Genomic DNA, 14,849 nt, shown 5'->3' with positions numbered 1-14,849 from the left:
CCCAAGGGATTCGTCGAGCATGAAGCTGGGAATTCGCACCAAGGGTAAAGCAGAGTTATGCGCCATGTTCATTACCCTCTGTTAAAACTGTTGCTGGCTCGCGGACACTAGCAGCCGCTCGCGCGGAATCCGACAGGGCGAATAGACTCGGACGGCGTTGACTAAGGATGGTCTGAAGTAGACCTGTATTTTTGGGTGACTTCAGCCCCTGCCGATTTTGAAAGCGGAAAATCGATCAAAAACGATCAGATCACCCGCTCATTTCTGTGTTTTTAGCCGCCGCGAGCACCTCGCGGCAGCCATTTCCCACATTACAGACGTACCTCTCCTGCATTCGAGAATAAATGTCGGCGTGCCATCCACAGGTTCGACAGTGCGAACAGCATTATCAGTTGCGCCGTGTTCTTCGCCAGACCACGGAAGTGCGTCTTCACATACCCGTTCATCCCTAGCACCTCTCCGCCTTGATGCTGGCAGATTCAGTCTGGCCTCGCGGTGCGACCTACCGAAATATCGGCGGTTACATTGTCCCCAGAGCTTCAGACCCGGCTGTTACCGGCCACGCCTGCCTGGGTAGGGAACGAGTGGTGGAACAGTCGGTTCCGTCGGGCGTTAACCTGCGGAACAGAAACCCATGCGACTTTCAGGTCGCACTGCCGAAGTAATACTGGTTGCCCTTCTTGGTCTGGTGCATCTCTAGGCCGCGTTTGCGGTCCTTGTTCTTGGTTGAGCCCGGTGCGTTGATCAGCGTGGCATCGACAATCGTGCCTTGGCGCAGCGACAGACCTCGGTCGCCCAGGTAGCCGTTGGTGACAACCAGAATTCCGGCAGCCAGTTCGTGTTTCTCCAGCAGTCGACGGAAGTTGAGGATGGTGGTTTCATCGGGGATGCGCTCCAGGCTCGGTCCGGCAAACTGGCGCAGGATGGTGGTCTCGTATAGAGACTATTCCATCGCTGGATCGCTGTAACCGAACCAGTTCTGCATCAGATGAACGCGCAGCATCGCCATCAGCGGATACGCCGGACGACCACCATCACCCTTCAGGTAACCCGCGCCACTTGCGCAGGAGGATCCACCATGAAAAACAGCGTGATTGGAATGGACATTGCGAAGCTGGTGTTCCAACTGCACACCGTTAATCGGAGCAGCGGAGCCATCAAGCGCATCAAACTACGGCGTGCGGAAGTCCTGCCGTTCTTTGCGAACTATCCGACCAGCTTGGTGGCCATAGAAGCCTGCGGCAGTTAGACCATGAGGTGCGCTTACTGGCCCCGCGCTCGGTTCGGCCCTTTGTGCTCCGAAACAAGACCGATGCGGCTGACGCCCAAGCCATCTGGACAGCCGTGCAGCAGCCTGGTGCATGCACGGCCGCGATCAAGCATCCTGATCAACAGGCGATCCTCTCGTTGCATCGTCTTCGCGCCCAACTGCTGAATTTTCTCATCATGCAAAGCAATGCGTTGCGCGGTTTGTTCTATGAGTTCGGCATAGTTTTGCCAGAGGGTTACGCCACGCTGGTCAAGGATATGCCGGATGCTTTTGTGCAAGCCGAGAACCAGGTGCCCGATCTGCTGCTAGAGAGTCTGCGTGAGCAGTGGCAACGCGTGCTCAGGCTGCCCTACACCAGCGCCCATCTGGAGGGCGCCCAGTCAGAAAAGATCATCCCTTCGTGGCACAGCGTCCAGGAAACACCAGAGGCAATCCTCGAGATTCGCCGCATTCTCCATCAACATCTACTCGAGAAGAACGCACCATGAAGCGCTCGCATCCAATACTGCGGCTGGCGGCGAGACTGATACTCTGCCCGGCCTTCCTACTAGTCACTGCCTAGGGAGCCCTCGCCCTGCTCTTCCGGCTGGACTTGCCAGCCCCTATGGGTAATGCCCTGATCGTATTCTGGTGCGTACTCGGCTGCGGCCTACTGGCTCTATTGTGGCTACGCCCGCCGTTGTGGGCGCTAACCGGTCAGGTGCTAGCATTCGCCACCCTACTGAGCTGGTGGCATACCCTACAACCTTCCAACTTGCGCACCTGGGCCGACGACGTTGCACACATGACCCAAGGCCAAGTGATCGACGAACGCTTGCAGCTGGATAATGTGCGTAATTTCCGCTGGCGCAGCGACCAGGACTATGACATCAGTTGGGAACGTCGGGACTATGACTTGCGCCATCTTCAATCCGTCGACCTGCTGACCTCTTATTGGGGGATGCCGGCCATTGCCCACATCCTAGTCTCCTTCGGATTTGAGGATGGTCGGCAACTAGTCTTCACAGTGGAGACCCGCAAGGAAAAAGGCGAGACATACTCAATGCTTGGTGGCTTCTTCAAGGAATACGAGCTCAGCATCGTGGCTGCCGACGAGCTGGATGCTGTACGGGTACGGACCAACGTGCGTGACGAAGACATCTACCTGTACCGCATCGACATGCCTCAGCCAGTCATGCGTGAGCTCTTGCTGACCTACGTGAAACAGGCTAATACCCTGGTAGAGCGACCACGCTTCTACAACACTCTGACTGCCAACTGCACGACCATCGTATTCGACATGGCCCAAAGCATCATTGGCGGACTACCCGTCGATCAGCGCCTACTATTAACGGGTTACCTACCAGGCTATGTGCATGATGTCGGCGGCCTACAGAAAGGGTATAGCCTGGGCGAATTGCGCAACCGAGGACGTATCACCGAACGTGCTAAACAGGCGGATGACGCACCTGACTTCTCCCTGAGGATCCGTCAGGGTGTGCCGGTTGGATAATAGCAACCAAGACCCATAACAATTGATGACTGAAAACCCAGCCAGCCGGACCACAACCTGACCCACAAGCTTAAGGAGGCACTGGAACCGGCTCGGAGTGCTTGCGCTGGGGCACATCGTAGTTAATCGTCCGGGCCAGCCTAACGCTGACAGAACAGGGCTAATGGTCTTTCAAAACGTCGCCTTGACCTGTAACCCTACCGCCAACGCATTACCCCTTTTCGTGCCAAAGAACGCACCAGGCTCAATGTAGTACTGCAGGTCGGGACGCAGCAGCAGCCAGGGTGTGACTTGAGCGCCATAGTTGAGCTCCAGCATCTGCTCTGCATTGTCCAGGCCCGCGACCATGTTGTATTCGCCCGGGTTGCTTGCAGCCGCTTCCTGCACCTCTCGCGTGCGCGAGTTAAGCACTGCACGGCCATAGCCAAACGAGATGGAGTCTTTCGGGCGACTCGCAAAAGGCTTTTGCTTGACCAGTCCTACCGAATACCAGCGGCGCATCGGCGAGGTTGCTGCATTGCTGGTGGCCGCCTGACCAAAGAGGCGCAGCACGCTTTCAGGGTCTTGCTCATCTTTCCAGATTGCCTGGTCCATTAGCACATAGGCGCCTGTGCGGTTGCTGCTTTTTTCCGTGCTGCCAATTTTGGGAGCATCGGAGGTGTCGTAGTACCAACCCACCTTGTACTGGCCATCAAGAAAATCGTCGCTATTGAAGATCGCCTCCAGGGGCAAAATTGCACCGGTGGTGCCGTTGCTGGGCATGGAGAAGGCTTTGGAGGAGCGCATGTTGTACTCCGGGTTGACCTGGAATACAGCCGTTTGCAGCGTCAATGATGGGTTGACGTTGTAGCGCAACTCACCCCCCCAATGTGCCGTCGGATAGTTGCCCCAGCCACTGCCGCTGCCCATGGTCAATGGATGCGCACAGAAGCCGGCGCTGACAAAGTTGGCCAGGATTGGCATGCCGCCAAAGTCGGTGCCCATTACCATAAAGCCGACCTTGGTCGACAGGTCTGGCGAGAACAGATTGCGTTGATAGCTGAACTCGGTCAGGCGGGTGTACTGGCCACCGTAGTTCTCCTGCGCTGAAAGGCGATTGCCGAGCAAGTCTTCCGTGGCGCTGTGACCGCGACGATCATTGACGATGATCTGCATTACCCCCGCATCAGGCGTGTCCAGCAGTTTGCTCAGATCTAACTGGGCGCCGATGCGAATTTGTTGGGCGTAGCGAGTGCCGCGTTTGATCCCACCGTGCAGGTTGGAAATGGTTTCAGAACTGTAGTCCCCCGTGAGCTTGACCCCCGCGTCGGCCAGTTTCTGGCGTTCGCCCCCCCAGTCGCCGGTGAGTGTCGAACGACTCATCAGATCGGAGGCGTCAGCCTGTGCTGAGGACAGAGGCAAGATGCATAGCGACAGACCGCTGCACAGGCTGCTGGTCAGCAGTGCGCGGAAAGAAAAAGACATCCCAGATGTGCTCCGTTTCAAAGATGTGGGTGCTGCAAAAATAATCCCCGTAAACGGAGATTATTTTTCAACAACGTCAGCCGAGGAGTTACTTGCTAACGCTGTCGGGCAGCGCGTAGGCGATGATGTAGTCGCCCACATCCGGCGAATGGCTCATGCCACCGGCGGAGATGACCACGTACTGTTTGCCTGTGGCGGGTGACTTATAGATCAACGGAGCCGCCACTGCGCCAACCGGCAGGCGCGCTTTCCACACCTCTTTACCTGTTGCCGAATCGAGCGCCCGCAGGTAGTAGTCCTGGGTACCGGCGAAGAACACCAGGCCGGACGCGGTTGAGGTTGGGCCGCCGAGTGTCGGCATACCCAGAGGGATCGGCATCTTCGTCTTGATACCCAGAGGCCCGGTGTCCTGGACGGTTCCCAGTGGAACCTGCCAGACCAACTTCTGCGTGTTCAGATCGATAGCGCTCATGCTGCCGAAAGGCGGGTTGTTGCATGGCACGCCCAGCGGCGACTGCAGAATGTCGATTCTGATCCCACCATAGATACCGGCAACTTGCGGACGAATTGTGCCCATGAAGCCTGGCACTTCATCAGTCGAAACTTTGAATTTCTTGGTGTTCTCCTTGGTAACCAAGGACATTCGCAGCGGCACACGCATGTCATTGACGAACATCATGCCGGTGTTTTCGTCGATGGAAATGCCGCCCCAGTTCATGCCACCCAACAAGCCAGGCCATTCGATGTATGGCTTTTCAGTTGGCGGCGTGAAGGGTCCAACGTAGACCGAGTCCTTGAACATGATTCGGCAATAGAGTTGGTCGAAGGTACTCACACCCCACATGGACTTTTCAGTCAGGGGCTCGGCACCAATGACCGGCATGCCAACCGAGTACGGCTGCGTAGGCGAGAGGTGCTCGCCTTCTGCCGCCGGCGAGGTGGGTACCGGGCGCTCCTGAACTTCGGTAACCGGCTTGCCGGTACGCCGGTCCAGCACAAAGATATGACCCGTTTTGGTGGTCTGGATCAGGACCGGGGTTTTCTCGCCCTGGGCGTTCTTCATGTCATAAAGAACAGGCTGCGAAGGCAGATCATAGTCCCACACATCGTGGTGAACGATCTGGTAAACCCATTTGGCCTTACCTGTCGAAGCGTCGACGGCGACGACTGCCGAGCCGTACTTTTCCTTGGCCTGGTTACGATCACCACCCCAATAGTCGGGTGGACCGTTGCCGGTAGGCAGATAGACCAGGTTCAACGCTTTATCGTAGGTAGGAATCGTCCATACGTTCGGCGTTTCGAGCGAGAACTGATGATCGGCGGCGGCAGCATCCGTGTGCTCAGGCGCGCCTACATCCCAGGCCCACACCAACGCACCTGTGAGCACGTCGAAGGCCCGGACAGCACCAGAAGGCTCGTTTGCGACAATATCGCGTACCCAGCCACCCACGACAGTCAGGTGGCCCATGACCACCGGCAGCGAGGTTGGGTGATAGCGCTTGCTGTTCTCTGTCGGGCCCATGCCTCTCTTGAGGTCGACATAACCGTTGTCACCAAAGCTTGGACACAGTTCGCCGGTATGGGCATCGAGCGCTAACAAACGAGCATCCACCGACGACACCAGAATGCGCTGACGGCATTGCTGGTCATTGCTGTACGAGGCTTTGACCTCGGCCGTGAGACTGTCGTCCTTGTCGATATCGTAGTAACCGACGCCGCGACAGGTCACGTGCTCTTCACTTTTGGCATGCGGATCGAACTTCCAGATCGGCTTGCCTGTATCACCATCGAGCGCAGTAATCAGGTTTTCCGGGGTGCAGGAGTACAGAACACTGCCAATTTGCAGTGGGGTGTTTTCGTCCACACCCGCGCCCGCGCCAGTGGTTCTGCGACCTGTTCTGTAAGTCCAGGCAACCTGCAGCTCATTGACGTTTGCCGGAGTGATTTGCGTGTAGGGTGCAAACCGGGTGCCCGACGCATTACGGCCAAAGAACTCCCAGTTTTCCGGGGCCGATTGGGACGCCTTGGAAGCAGGCGCAGCCGTCGTTGCCACTGGGTTGGAGATGGCACCATGCGGAAAAAACGCCGCAACAAATGTCGCGATCAGTCCCAGGAACACGGCAAAACCAAAACGATTAGCCAAACGCTGCGTGCGCAAGGAAGTACCAGCAAGCGCTGCACTTACCCACAGACTAAGCGTGAGGATAACGGCCGGAACGACCAGGCGCGGAAGCAGTTGCCAATAACTGAACTGGCGCACTTCGTAAAAAGCCCAGACACACGTTGCCAGGAATATAACCACAGAAAGTGCAAGGCCAAGTCGCTTGCGAAGTAGATAAAGTGCAGCCAACAGCAAATAAGCCAGGCCTGCTATCAAGTAATAACTTGATCCGCCCAAGGCAAGCAATTTGATCCCGCCGTAGATCAATGCAAGCGCCACGATAAAAGCCAGCAAGGAAAACAGCACCCTTGCGACGTCACTGATTGAGCGTCTTCCCGTGTGGGAAAGATTGTCGTCCGTCATATGTAAATATGCCTATTGGTGAATAAAGAACGGCTCCCACAGAAGGTGAGCAAATCGGCCGAATGATTGGACCGCCCTGTATTTGGCTACGCGTGGTTAGTTCAAAGTCCCTATGCACTACCCTGCCGAAGCAAGTAAGCACGGAAGATCAGTGGTGCCGAGTGTCGCCAATACGTTTTTGGTCCGCAGGTACTGCCGTTTTTAGCCGCAACCCGGCAGTTTGAAAGCGAAGCGCCACCGAGTTCATTGTGCAATGATAGCGCCAACGAAACCTGTATCAGTTAGTGCTGTGCAGAGGCGGCAGAATGCTGGGGGGTAGTTTATCGCGATGTTTTTTTCGGATATGCCTAAAAGTTTGTAAAACAACTTTGACAAAACAGTAACAATCGAAAGCTATTTTCAACCACCAAATGCACGATCGATATTTTTGCAGAATTGATACTCGGGCTTGCACCTCACTTGGGCATCAGTCTGGCCGATCTTTACATCGTTCGAGGACGATCTCGAAGAACGTATTGAGGATACGTTGTAAGCGCTACGCGCGCAGGCAGACGAAGGTTTCAGTGAAGCGGACTTCACAACGGCTGATTGGCAACGCCCGTACTGAGAGATCAAAACTAAGCTCCGTAGCCGACTCCACACCTAAATCAATCTCGAAGGCAACCGTCTCACGCGCCGCTTCGCGCCCTTCCACTTCGGTTACTTTGCGAATACACAGACCAGTTCGCGCCGCCTGCTCCAGGGTCTAGCGGGTGACCAGACCCTGTTCACGCAGTACCAAGTGTATATCTGCCAGATAGCTAAGACGTATCAACCCACATCCGCTCCTTGGCTTTATTGCTGCAGGACGGTGTCTTCATACTCAGCGCAGCAGCTACGTGGCTCAAATCAGTTGCTTGATGGTTTCTATCTGCTGAACCGATTGCATTACTTCCCCAGCTTTGGGAACCAGTGGAGATACGTCAGTGAGCGGGATGCCGGTTGTAAACCGTCGATGCCAGCTGAGTCTGACAGTAACTACTAGACGGCGCCGTGGGTGCGCTGGTCATTTCGAACACGCTGAGACAGCCTGTCAATGTATCGAGCGTGCCCGACAGAGCGATCACTTGGGACCCTGCGGTAGCGGCGACCAAGATAACGGACTGCAGGGGGAGGTCGGCAGATGAAGCATGTAAATCCGTGAACCCGGTGATTTCATGAGTACCGGATTGCGCAACAATGCTGCCGAAAACTAAGCCAAGCCGACTGTCGCGAACCGCATCCACCCGCAACGTGAGACTGCTGCCAGCAGCCAACCACCGACCCACGAGGGCATTTTCCGCTGTTTCGTGGTGGCGATTGAGCAACTGATCGAACGCTGGGGCTGGCACTCGTTTATACGTCAGTTTATCGAGGTAGGTTCCCACCCCTGCCACGCTGGGAAAATCGCTTGAGGCCACCAGAGCGTGCGCCAACACCATGACTTCCTCTCCATTTTGATAGCTGATCTGGCCGCACAAGGCAGAACCCCAATGCCAGCTTGGGTCTGGGAGTGCATCATCGATGGCGTGCCAGCAAATAGACAAGGCCAGCGGTTGGCCTAGCGAGGGTGTCGCGGCACATCCGACCTGTATGCCGAGCACTTCATAAGTACCTGTTGAGCCAGTCGACGACTGATAGGTGCCCCTTAGCCGGTCATCCTCATTCACTAACGTCATGATCGAGCCGTATTCGTTTACCCAGGTGCCTGCAGCAGACATGCATTTCTCCTTGAATGTGGGAGGGTCGCTACAGCTGGCAGCGACCCGGAAAGATTGCCCTGAGCACAATCAATGCAGCGGTTTACCCTCGGTCTCAGGGATCAACAGCGCCAGTAAGACACTTGCCAGCATGAAGCCGTTTATCAGCGTGGTAGTCATGTTGAAGGAGGTGCCGAGGGCCACCATCACCCCGATCAGGCTTGGCGCCAGGATGTTGGCCAGCCGCTGAGAGAACACCGCCCAGCTGTAGCCCAGCAGTCGCAGGCGGGTGGGATACAGCTCTCCGATCCAGGTGTCCCACACCCCCCAGGCGCCCATGCTGAAAAACGCCAGCGCAAAATTGCTGATATAGAGCATTTCCAGCGTCTGGGCATTGGCGAAGCCATACCCCGCCAGCACCGCAGCACCGATGAAAGACACCACGACCTTTTTGCGACCTAGGCGGCTGGTGAGAAAGGACGCCACCATGTAGCCGGGGATCATGCACAGCGCCGAGAACGCAATGAATCCATAGCTTTGCGGCAAGCTCAACCCGCGCTGCTGGAGCAACGTCGGCAACCAGGTCTGCAGCCCCCAGTAACCCCAGGCAAAGGTGAAGTTGACTGCGATTTGCAGCAGGCTGACTTTGCCCATGCCCCCAGCGAATATTTCTCGGTGCGTGCCCCGCAACGTTTTTTCGACCGCCAGCTCGTATCCCTTGGGCAACTGGATCGCCCCTCGACTGAGCCTGGCGATGACCGCGCGCGCCTCGGCCTGGCGGCCCACCGAAGCCAGCCAGTAAGGCGACTCTGGCACCCAGTAGGCGACTGCAATGGCCCACAAGCTGCCCAATGAACTGACGGCAATGATGGTGCGCCAACCCAGCGGCATCAGCCACACCGTTGCGCCCAAGGCCAGTAGCACACCAATCGGCCAACCTGAGGCCAGGTACACCGTACAGGCGCCGCGTACTTTGACAGGCAATAGCTCTTCGAAATGCGCAAAGGTCACCACCAGCATCCCGACGGCGGCCACCCCACTGAGTAACCGCAGCAGATAGAACACCGCATAATTGGGGGCAAAGGCGCTGATCAGGGAAATGACTCCATACGCCAGCATGCTCAAGATAATCGAACGCTTGCGCCCCAGTCGCTCGGAGAGCTTGCCCCATACCAGCGAGCCAACCAGCATGCCGACAAAAATGGCGCCGATGAGGTTTCCGATCGCCAGTGAGTCAAGTTGAAAATCCTTGCCGATCAAAGGCGCTGTGTAGACGATGATCATCATCTCCCAGGCTTCAATGGCGAACACAAAGAACAATCCCAGGCAGCTTTTCAGGTGCTCCCGGGTCAGCGGGAAATTCTCGAACACCTGGCCGACGGTCAATCCCCGTTGAGGGTTTACCTCGTTAGTGGTCGTGGAGTCTGTAGCAGTAGCTGACGATAGTTGGCTCATGAACGGTCATCCTAGAAAGCGGCAGAGCCGGCAGTTGGCCAAGCTCTGCTCGCGGTAGTGGATCAGGCCTTGACGCGATTGCCGATGGGCACTGGGCCCTGGAACAAACCGAACGCTTTGATCTCGGCTTCCGGCGGCGGCTCGCAGCTGCCCACCCGACTCGGTGTCCAGCCAAATCGACGCTTCATCCCCGCCAGCGACTCAGCCACCTTGAACGCGGCTACCACTGGATCGATGACCGGGACGCCGATCTCGGCTTGCACCTGTTCGAAAAAGCCAAACTCGATAGTGCAACCCAGAATGATGGCTTCTGCGCCGTCTTCTTCCACCGCACGCCTGGCCTGCTCGATGATGCGTCGTCGGGTCAGCGCGTGATCACGCTGAAACTCATCAACTCCCATCCCTAGCGCACGCATCGACGCCAGCCGGTCACCGGCACCACAGGCCCGAACACGCGCGCTCATCTGCTCGATCCACTTGTTGCGACCGACGATGATCGAATAACGATTGGCCAGGTTAGCTGCCACCTGCAGGCTCGCTTGGCAGGGGCCAACCACAACGGTTTGTCCGGAGATTTCGCGGGCGTCATCCAGGACCGGATCGTAGAAACAACCCAGTACCAAGGCATCAATGTTTTGCTCGGCACAGTCGCGCGCGATACGCACGCTGCGTTCATAGATCAAGGCTTCGTAGCTGCGGTACTCCAGGTGCGTGGGACTTGGGTGCATATCGAGGGAGATCACCTCGACCTGGGTCGAGGGTTGCTTGATCGAGCGCAGCAATTGCGCGATAGGTTCATCGAACGCGGCGCTGCCGATAGGGTTCAGCCAGCGTACGGAAACCGCTACGTCCTGCGGCTCGGCAGAGGTCAAGAAGTTGCTCATATCTTCGATTCCTTCAGGGGCTAGAAGCTCTTGACCAATGCCATGGTCAACGAGTTGGAGTACGGCAGGTTGTCGGTGTGGTAGTAGTCAAAGTTCAGGTTGGCGGAGACAAACACCCCCTGCTTGGACCAGCCGGTGTACGTCATGGAAGGGCCGATCTTGCCCTCTCGCGACTCCTCAAAATCTGAGGCCGTGCGATTGTTGATGTTGTAGACGTGGTGCACGCCAAGCCATAGCTTGTCGGTCACCAGATAGCCCGCGGCGATATCCCCCAGCCACACGCTCACACCGCCGCGCAGGTGCTTGGGATCACCCTCCCCCATGTCGGTGGTGTTGCGATTTTTCTCGGCGTAGTAGATGCCGACCGGGGTGAAGGTCACGCCGAATTTTCCGATCTGCAGATAGTTGGCAATGCTGAAGCTATAGGCATAACGGTTGTAGCCGGCGCCGTATCCCTGGGTGTCATGATTGCCGTTAGGGAACTCGATCATCAGAGTGGGGCTGGTCCATAACGTCACATAATCCGGCGATCCCCAAGGTGCGGTGGGCTCTACGATGTTGTAGTAGTACTCGATGCCGATGTTGGGCGCGGCAATGTCCCAGCCACTCTTGCCGCCGCCCGCGTCGGTGTCGGTGTAGCCGGGTATGGCGCCCACCCAGAACTCCCACTGGTCCCTTTGAGTGCCGGTCAGCCCGGTCTCGGTAAAGTAAGCCAGCACGGTGTTGGAGGAGACGCGAACATCGCCTTCGGCGGTGCGGTTAACCACCGGGAAGGATTCAAGCGCCCAGGAGCCGGGGACGCCTGGTTGGGCGAAACCGATGAACTGATCGGCCTGCACGGATGTGACCAGCCCCAACGTCAGGCCGAGCGGAACCAGCGCGCTTGAGCACGACAAATTGCGAAGTTTCATCACTTTTTCTCTTGTTGTTGTTCTAGTAATGGGGCGGCCGCGAGGGCCGCCTTCACTCACGACATGGCGGTTTCGATATCGTCCGCCTGCTTGGGCGTTTGCGGTCCAAGTACCCTGGCCGAGCTTGCACCGACCGTCACCACGTCTTCGACGCGCATGCCGCCAAAATTGCTATAGGCCTTGAAGCGTTCAAAACAGATGAGCCCTGCGTGGCGCTTTTCTGCTTGCCATTGCTCGATCAGGCCCGGGATAAAGTAAATCCCGGGCTCCACCGTCAGGACCATGCCCGCTTGCAAGCGCTTGCCCATGCGCAGGTTGCCCAGACCGAAAAGAGGGCTACGCGTTATCTCCCTGTCGTAACCCACGCGGTCTTCGCCCAATGCTTCCATGTCATGGACATCCAGGCCCAGTTGATGCCCCAACCCATGGGGGAAACACAGGGCGTAGGCGCCGGACTCGACAACCTGCGCTGCATCGCCTTGGAAGAATCCCAACTCGGTCATGCCCTCGACCATGCGCAGTGCTGCAAGCCGATGCACCTCTGCAAATGCCAGCCCCGGTCGTATCGCCGCAATGGCTTCTTCCTGAACCCGTACCAGCAGCGTGTACAACTCGCGCTGGTGTGCGAGAAACCGTCCACCCACCGGCAGCGTGCGGGTCACGTCGCTGGCGTAGCCCTGCACACTGGATGCCCCGGCATCGTTGACCACCAGGTCGCCGACTTCCAGGCGGTTGCCATACTCAAGGTTGTGCAGAATCTCTCCACGCCGACTGAACACTGGCTGGTAGGCTTCCTGCAATCCATGACGCCCCAGCACACCACGCATTGCCGCGACGACATCTCGCTCCAGCACACCCGGACGGGTCGCTTTCATTGCCGCCAGATGCATTTCATTGGCGACCACCAGGGCTTGCTCGATCTGCTCGATCTCGCCGGCATCCTTGATCTCGCGTAGCGCCACCGCCGCCGCGATCAATGCTGGGGATGCGTTGTCAATGACGTTTTCGGCCGGTAGCTCAAGCAGCCGTGCTAGCAACAGGGTGGTGTCAGCACGGTAAGGCGGCAGGTAATGAACCTTGCGTCCTTGCTTGAGTGCCTTGGCGATCACCGCCTGCAACTGCGCTGCGGGCTGCAAGGTGGTGCAACCCGCCGCTGCACATTGCTGCGCAAGGGGGATGCGATTGCCGACCCAGATGCTGTCGTCAAGGCTGATCTCGTCGGCAAATACGCTTTCACCGCCGTCATCAAGGTCAATTAGTGCATTGAGCCCCGGACTGCTGACGCCAAAAAAGTAAGAAAAGCTGCTGTCCTGGCGAAACGGATAGACGTTATGAGCGAAGTTGATCGGCGCATCGAGGTTGCCGGGCAGCAGTACAAGGCCGCCCGCCAACCGCTCGCGTAATGCTTGCCGACGCTCAATGTAGGTTTTGTTCGAGAACATGGTTCAGGTCTCCTGGCGCACGCCTGTTCAAACCCGCACGCCGTAAACGGCATTGGCAGTCTCGGCGCTGAGGTAACCGTTCTTCAGATCCTCGATAACTGCCTCGCGGCAACGCAATGCAGGATCACCATAGCCCCCGCCTGCCCCGGTGCGGACGCGCACGATGTCACCGGCGTTCAACATCACCCCGCTGGCCATTGCGTGACGCTCGCTGCCGCCGTCTTTACGGATCACTTCGATATAGTTTGGCGAGCCGTCGGCGCCCCCCTCGAGTCCCCAAGGGGTGACGACGGAACGGGTGTAACCACAGGTGAGGAAAGTCCCGTTTGAACGTACCCTGTAATCGATGCGTATACCCTGGCCGCCACGGTATTGACCGTAGCCTCCTGGTTCGTCGTTGAGCGCCATGCACTCGACATACAAGCCATAGCGCGCTTCGCAGACTTCGACTGGACAGTTATAGGTTTCGCCGTGCAGGCCCGAATAGACCGCGTTGTTGCCATCACGCCCCTGCTCTGCGCCCCAGCCGCCGATCTCGGGTTCGACCAGGGTGAACATGCGTCCGGTGTCGGGGTGTACGCCGCCAATGATGGTTGCGCAGACCGAAGCGAAATTGCCCGCCGGCAACCGATCAGGCATCTGCTGGGCCAGGCAGCGCAAGATCAAATCATGCACCCGGATCAGGTTCTCGAAGTAGAAACCTTCGGCCGCGGGGGCCTGGGCATCGAACAGTGTGCCTGCTAGGGTCAACACCTGCAGAGGGCGGAATGTACCGCCGTTCGTCACGCCCTGCGGTGCCGTCACCGCCTTGAAGGCCATCTGCGCCGCAACTACGGTGCCGTCGCGACTCAGGTTGGTAGGGCCAAGCGCCTGTGCCGGATTGTCACGCAGGTCGACGATCATCTGCGTCTGAGTAATCTCTACCACCACCTTGAATACCTGGCCGTCGTCCTGGATTTCTTCCATGCTGAAGCGACCACGTGGTGCGTCCTGCAACGCCCTGAGCGAGACCTTTTCGCCCAGCGTCATGAAGTCTTCGACCGCAGAGATGAACAACTGCGCGCCGTACTTTTTGCTCAACTCGACAATCCGCGCGGCACCACCACGGGCTGCGGCGATGGCCGCCCACAAGTCACCTTCCATAAAGTCCGGCATGCGCGTGTTGGCTCGCAGAATCTGCAGGACCGATCGGATAGGCTTGCCTTTTCCAATCAGTTTGACCGACGCGAGGCGCAAGCCCTCCTGGAAAATGTCCGTCGCCTCGGTGGACAGCGACCCCGGCACCATGCCGCCGACATCGTTCCAGTGCGCGATGTTCGCAGTCCAGGCGATGATTTGGCCGTCGATGAATACCGGCATTGCCAGGACCACATCGTTCAGGTGCGTCACCCCACCGCTATGTGGATCGTTGGTGATAAATATGTCTCCGTCCTCGATATCACCTGGTTGAGCGTGTTCTACGAGGATTTGCCGCACCGCCTTGTCGAGCACCCCGACGAAAGCCGGAATGCCAGCGCCGGAACTGGCGATATTGCCATGGGCGTCGGTGATGCCGGTGCCCATGTCGAGCACTTCATAGATCACCGGGCTCATGGCGGCCTTGCGCATTGCCGCAAACATCTCATCGGCAATCGCCTGGAGCGAGTTCTGGATGATTTCCAAGGTAAAAATATCAACGCTGCTCATCGC

General features: G+C 57.6%; 9 protein-coding genes and 3 pseudogenes. 2 read left to right on the top strand and 10 right to left on the bottom strand.

Going from position 1 to position 14,849, the window contains the following annotated elements:
* Positions 1 to 311: 311 nt before the first annotated feature.
* Both ACP7BO_RS04395 and ACP7BO_RS04390 read right to left on the bottom strand, forming a co-directional pair.
* Positions 312 to 440, bottom strand: a pseudogene (locus tag ACP7BO_RS04395) (IS5/IS1182 family transposase); the annotation flags it as partial.
* A gap of 215 nt (positions 441 to 655) precedes the next feature.
* Positions 656 to 1,048: pseudogene (locus tag ACP7BO_RS04390) on the bottom strand (IS5 family transposase); the annotation flags it as partial.
* A 30-nt stretch (positions 1,049 to 1,078) separates the two neighbouring features.
* On the opposite strand from ACP7BO_RS04390, the pseudogene ACP7BO_RS04385 reads away from it, so the two are divergent.
* Both ACP7BO_RS04385 and ACP7BO_RS04380 read left to right on the top strand, forming a co-directional pair.
* A pseudogene (locus ACP7BO_RS04385) lies at positions 1,079 to 1,617 on the top strand (IS110 family transposase); the annotation flags it as partial.
* A gap of 437 nt (positions 1,618 to 2,054) precedes the next feature.
* Entirely contained in the window at positions 2,055 to 2,762 is a 708-nt protein-coding gene (locus tag ACP7BO_RS04380) for a DUF4105 domain-containing protein (RefSeq protein WP_426208774.1), read from the top strand.
* A gap of 171 nt (positions 2,763 to 2,933) precedes the next feature.
* Here ACP7BO_RS04380 and ACP7BO_RS04375 read toward each other — a convergent pair whose 3' ends face one another.
* The 8 genes from ACP7BO_RS04375 to ACP7BO_RS04340 all read right to left on the bottom strand — a co-directional run bounded on the left by ACP7BO_RS04375 (position 2,934) and on the right by ACP7BO_RS04340 (position 14,846).
* Positions 2,934 to 4,226 (bottom strand): carbohydrate porin, encoded by a 1,293-nt coding sequence (locus ACP7BO_RS04375; protein WP_193077810.1) that lies wholly within the window; start codon positions 4,224 to 4,226, stop codon positions 2,934 to 2,936.
* Positions 4,227 to 4,314: 88 nt separating this feature from the next.
* Positions 4,315 to 6,750 carry a membrane-bound PQQ-dependent dehydrogenase, glucose/quinate/shikimate family gene (locus ACP7BO_RS04370; RefSeq protein ID WP_426208772.1) on the bottom strand — a complete coding sequence of 812 codons (2,436 nt, stop codon included), beginning with the start codon at positions 6,748 to 6,750 and terminating at the stop codon, positions 4,315 to 4,317.
* Positions 6,751 to 7,712: 962 nt separating this feature from the next.
* Positions 7,713 to 8,489 (bottom strand): avidin/streptavidin family protein, encoded by a 777-nt coding sequence (locus tag ACP7BO_RS04365; RefSeq protein ID WP_426208770.1) that lies wholly within the window; start codon positions 8,487 to 8,489, stop codon positions 7,713 to 7,715.
* A 69-nt stretch (positions 8,490 to 8,558) separates the two neighbouring features.
* A complete protein-coding gene (locus tag ACP7BO_RS04360) occupies positions 8,559 to 9,923 on the bottom strand; it encodes an MFS transporter (protein WP_193077813.1) in 1,365 nt (454 codons plus the stop codon).
* Between the two features lie 62 nt (positions 9,924 to 9,985).
* Positions 9,986 to 10,807, bottom strand: coding sequence for an aspartate/glutamate racemase family protein (locus ACP7BO_RS04355; RefSeq protein ID WP_193077814.1), 822 nt, complete (start codon positions 10,805 to 10,807; stop codon positions 9,986 to 9,988).
* Positions 10,808 to 10,827: 20 nt separating this feature from the next.
* Entirely contained in the window at positions 10,828 to 11,718 is an 891-nt protein-coding gene (locus ACP7BO_RS04350) for a hypothetical protein (protein ID WP_426208768.1), read from the bottom strand.
* A gap of 56 nt (positions 11,719 to 11,774) precedes the next feature.
* On the bottom strand, positions 11,775 to 13,160 hold the full coding sequence (locus ACP7BO_RS04345; RefSeq protein WP_193077816.1) for an aminopeptidase P family protein: 1,386 nt from the start codon (positions 13,158 to 13,160) through the stop codon (positions 11,775 to 11,777).
* Between the two features lie 27 nt (positions 13,161 to 13,187).
* Positions 13,188 to 14,846 carry a hydantoinase B/oxoprolinase family protein gene (locus tag ACP7BO_RS04340; RefSeq protein WP_426208765.1) on the bottom strand — a complete coding sequence of 553 codons (1,659 nt, stop codon included), beginning with the start codon at positions 14,844 to 14,846 and terminating at the stop codon, positions 13,188 to 13,190.
* Positions 14,847 to 14,849: the final 3 nt, after the last annotated feature.

Source organism: Pseudomonas sp. TWR2-1-1 (genome assembly GCF_049897045.1).
Classification (GTDB): Bacteria; Pseudomonadota; Gammaproteobacteria; order Pseudomonadales; family Pseudomonadaceae; genus Aquipseudomonas; species Aquipseudomonas versuta.
Note: the sequence above shows the minus strand (reverse complement) of the source record. Positions and strands in the feature narration are given on the sequence as shown.

Bases quoted from the DNA above. Each gene is read 5' to 3' on its own strand.
- ACP7BO_RS04380 (WP_426208774.1), top strand. From the start codon at position 2,055: ATGACCCAAGGCCAAGTGATCGACGAACGCTTGCAGCTGGATAATGTG.
- ACP7BO_RS04370 (WP_426208772.1), bottom strand. From the start codon at position 6,750: ATGACGGACGACAATCTTTCCCACACGGGAAGACGCTCAATCAGTGAC.
- ACP7BO_RS04360 (WP_193077813.1), bottom strand. From the start codon at position 9,923: ATGAGCCAACTATCGTCAGCTACTGCTACAGACTCCACGACCACTAAC.
- ACP7BO_RS04350 (WP_426208768.1), bottom strand. From the start codon at position 11,718: ATGAAACTTCGCAATTTGTCGTGCTCAAGCGCGCTGGTTCCGCTCGGC.
- ACP7BO_RS04340 (WP_426208765.1), bottom strand. From the start codon at position 14,846: ATGAGCAGCGTTGATATTTTTACCTTGGAAATCATCCAGAACTCGCTC.
- ACP7BO_RS04365 (WP_426208770.1), bottom strand. From the start codon at position 8,489: ATGTCTGCTGCAGGCACCTGGGTAAACGAATACGGCTCGATCATGACG.
- ACP7BO_RS04375 (WP_193077810.1), bottom strand. From the start codon at position 4,226: ATGTCTTTTTCTTTCCGCGCACTGCTGACCAGCAGCCTGTGCAGCGGT.
- ACP7BO_RS04355 (WP_193077814.1), bottom strand. From the start codon at position 10,807: ATGAGCAACTTCTTGACCTCTGCCGAGCCGCAGGACGTAGCGGTTTCC.
- ACP7BO_RS04345 (WP_193077816.1), bottom strand. From the start codon at position 13,160: ATGTTCTCGAACAAAACCTACATTGAGCGTCGGCAAGCATTACGCGAG.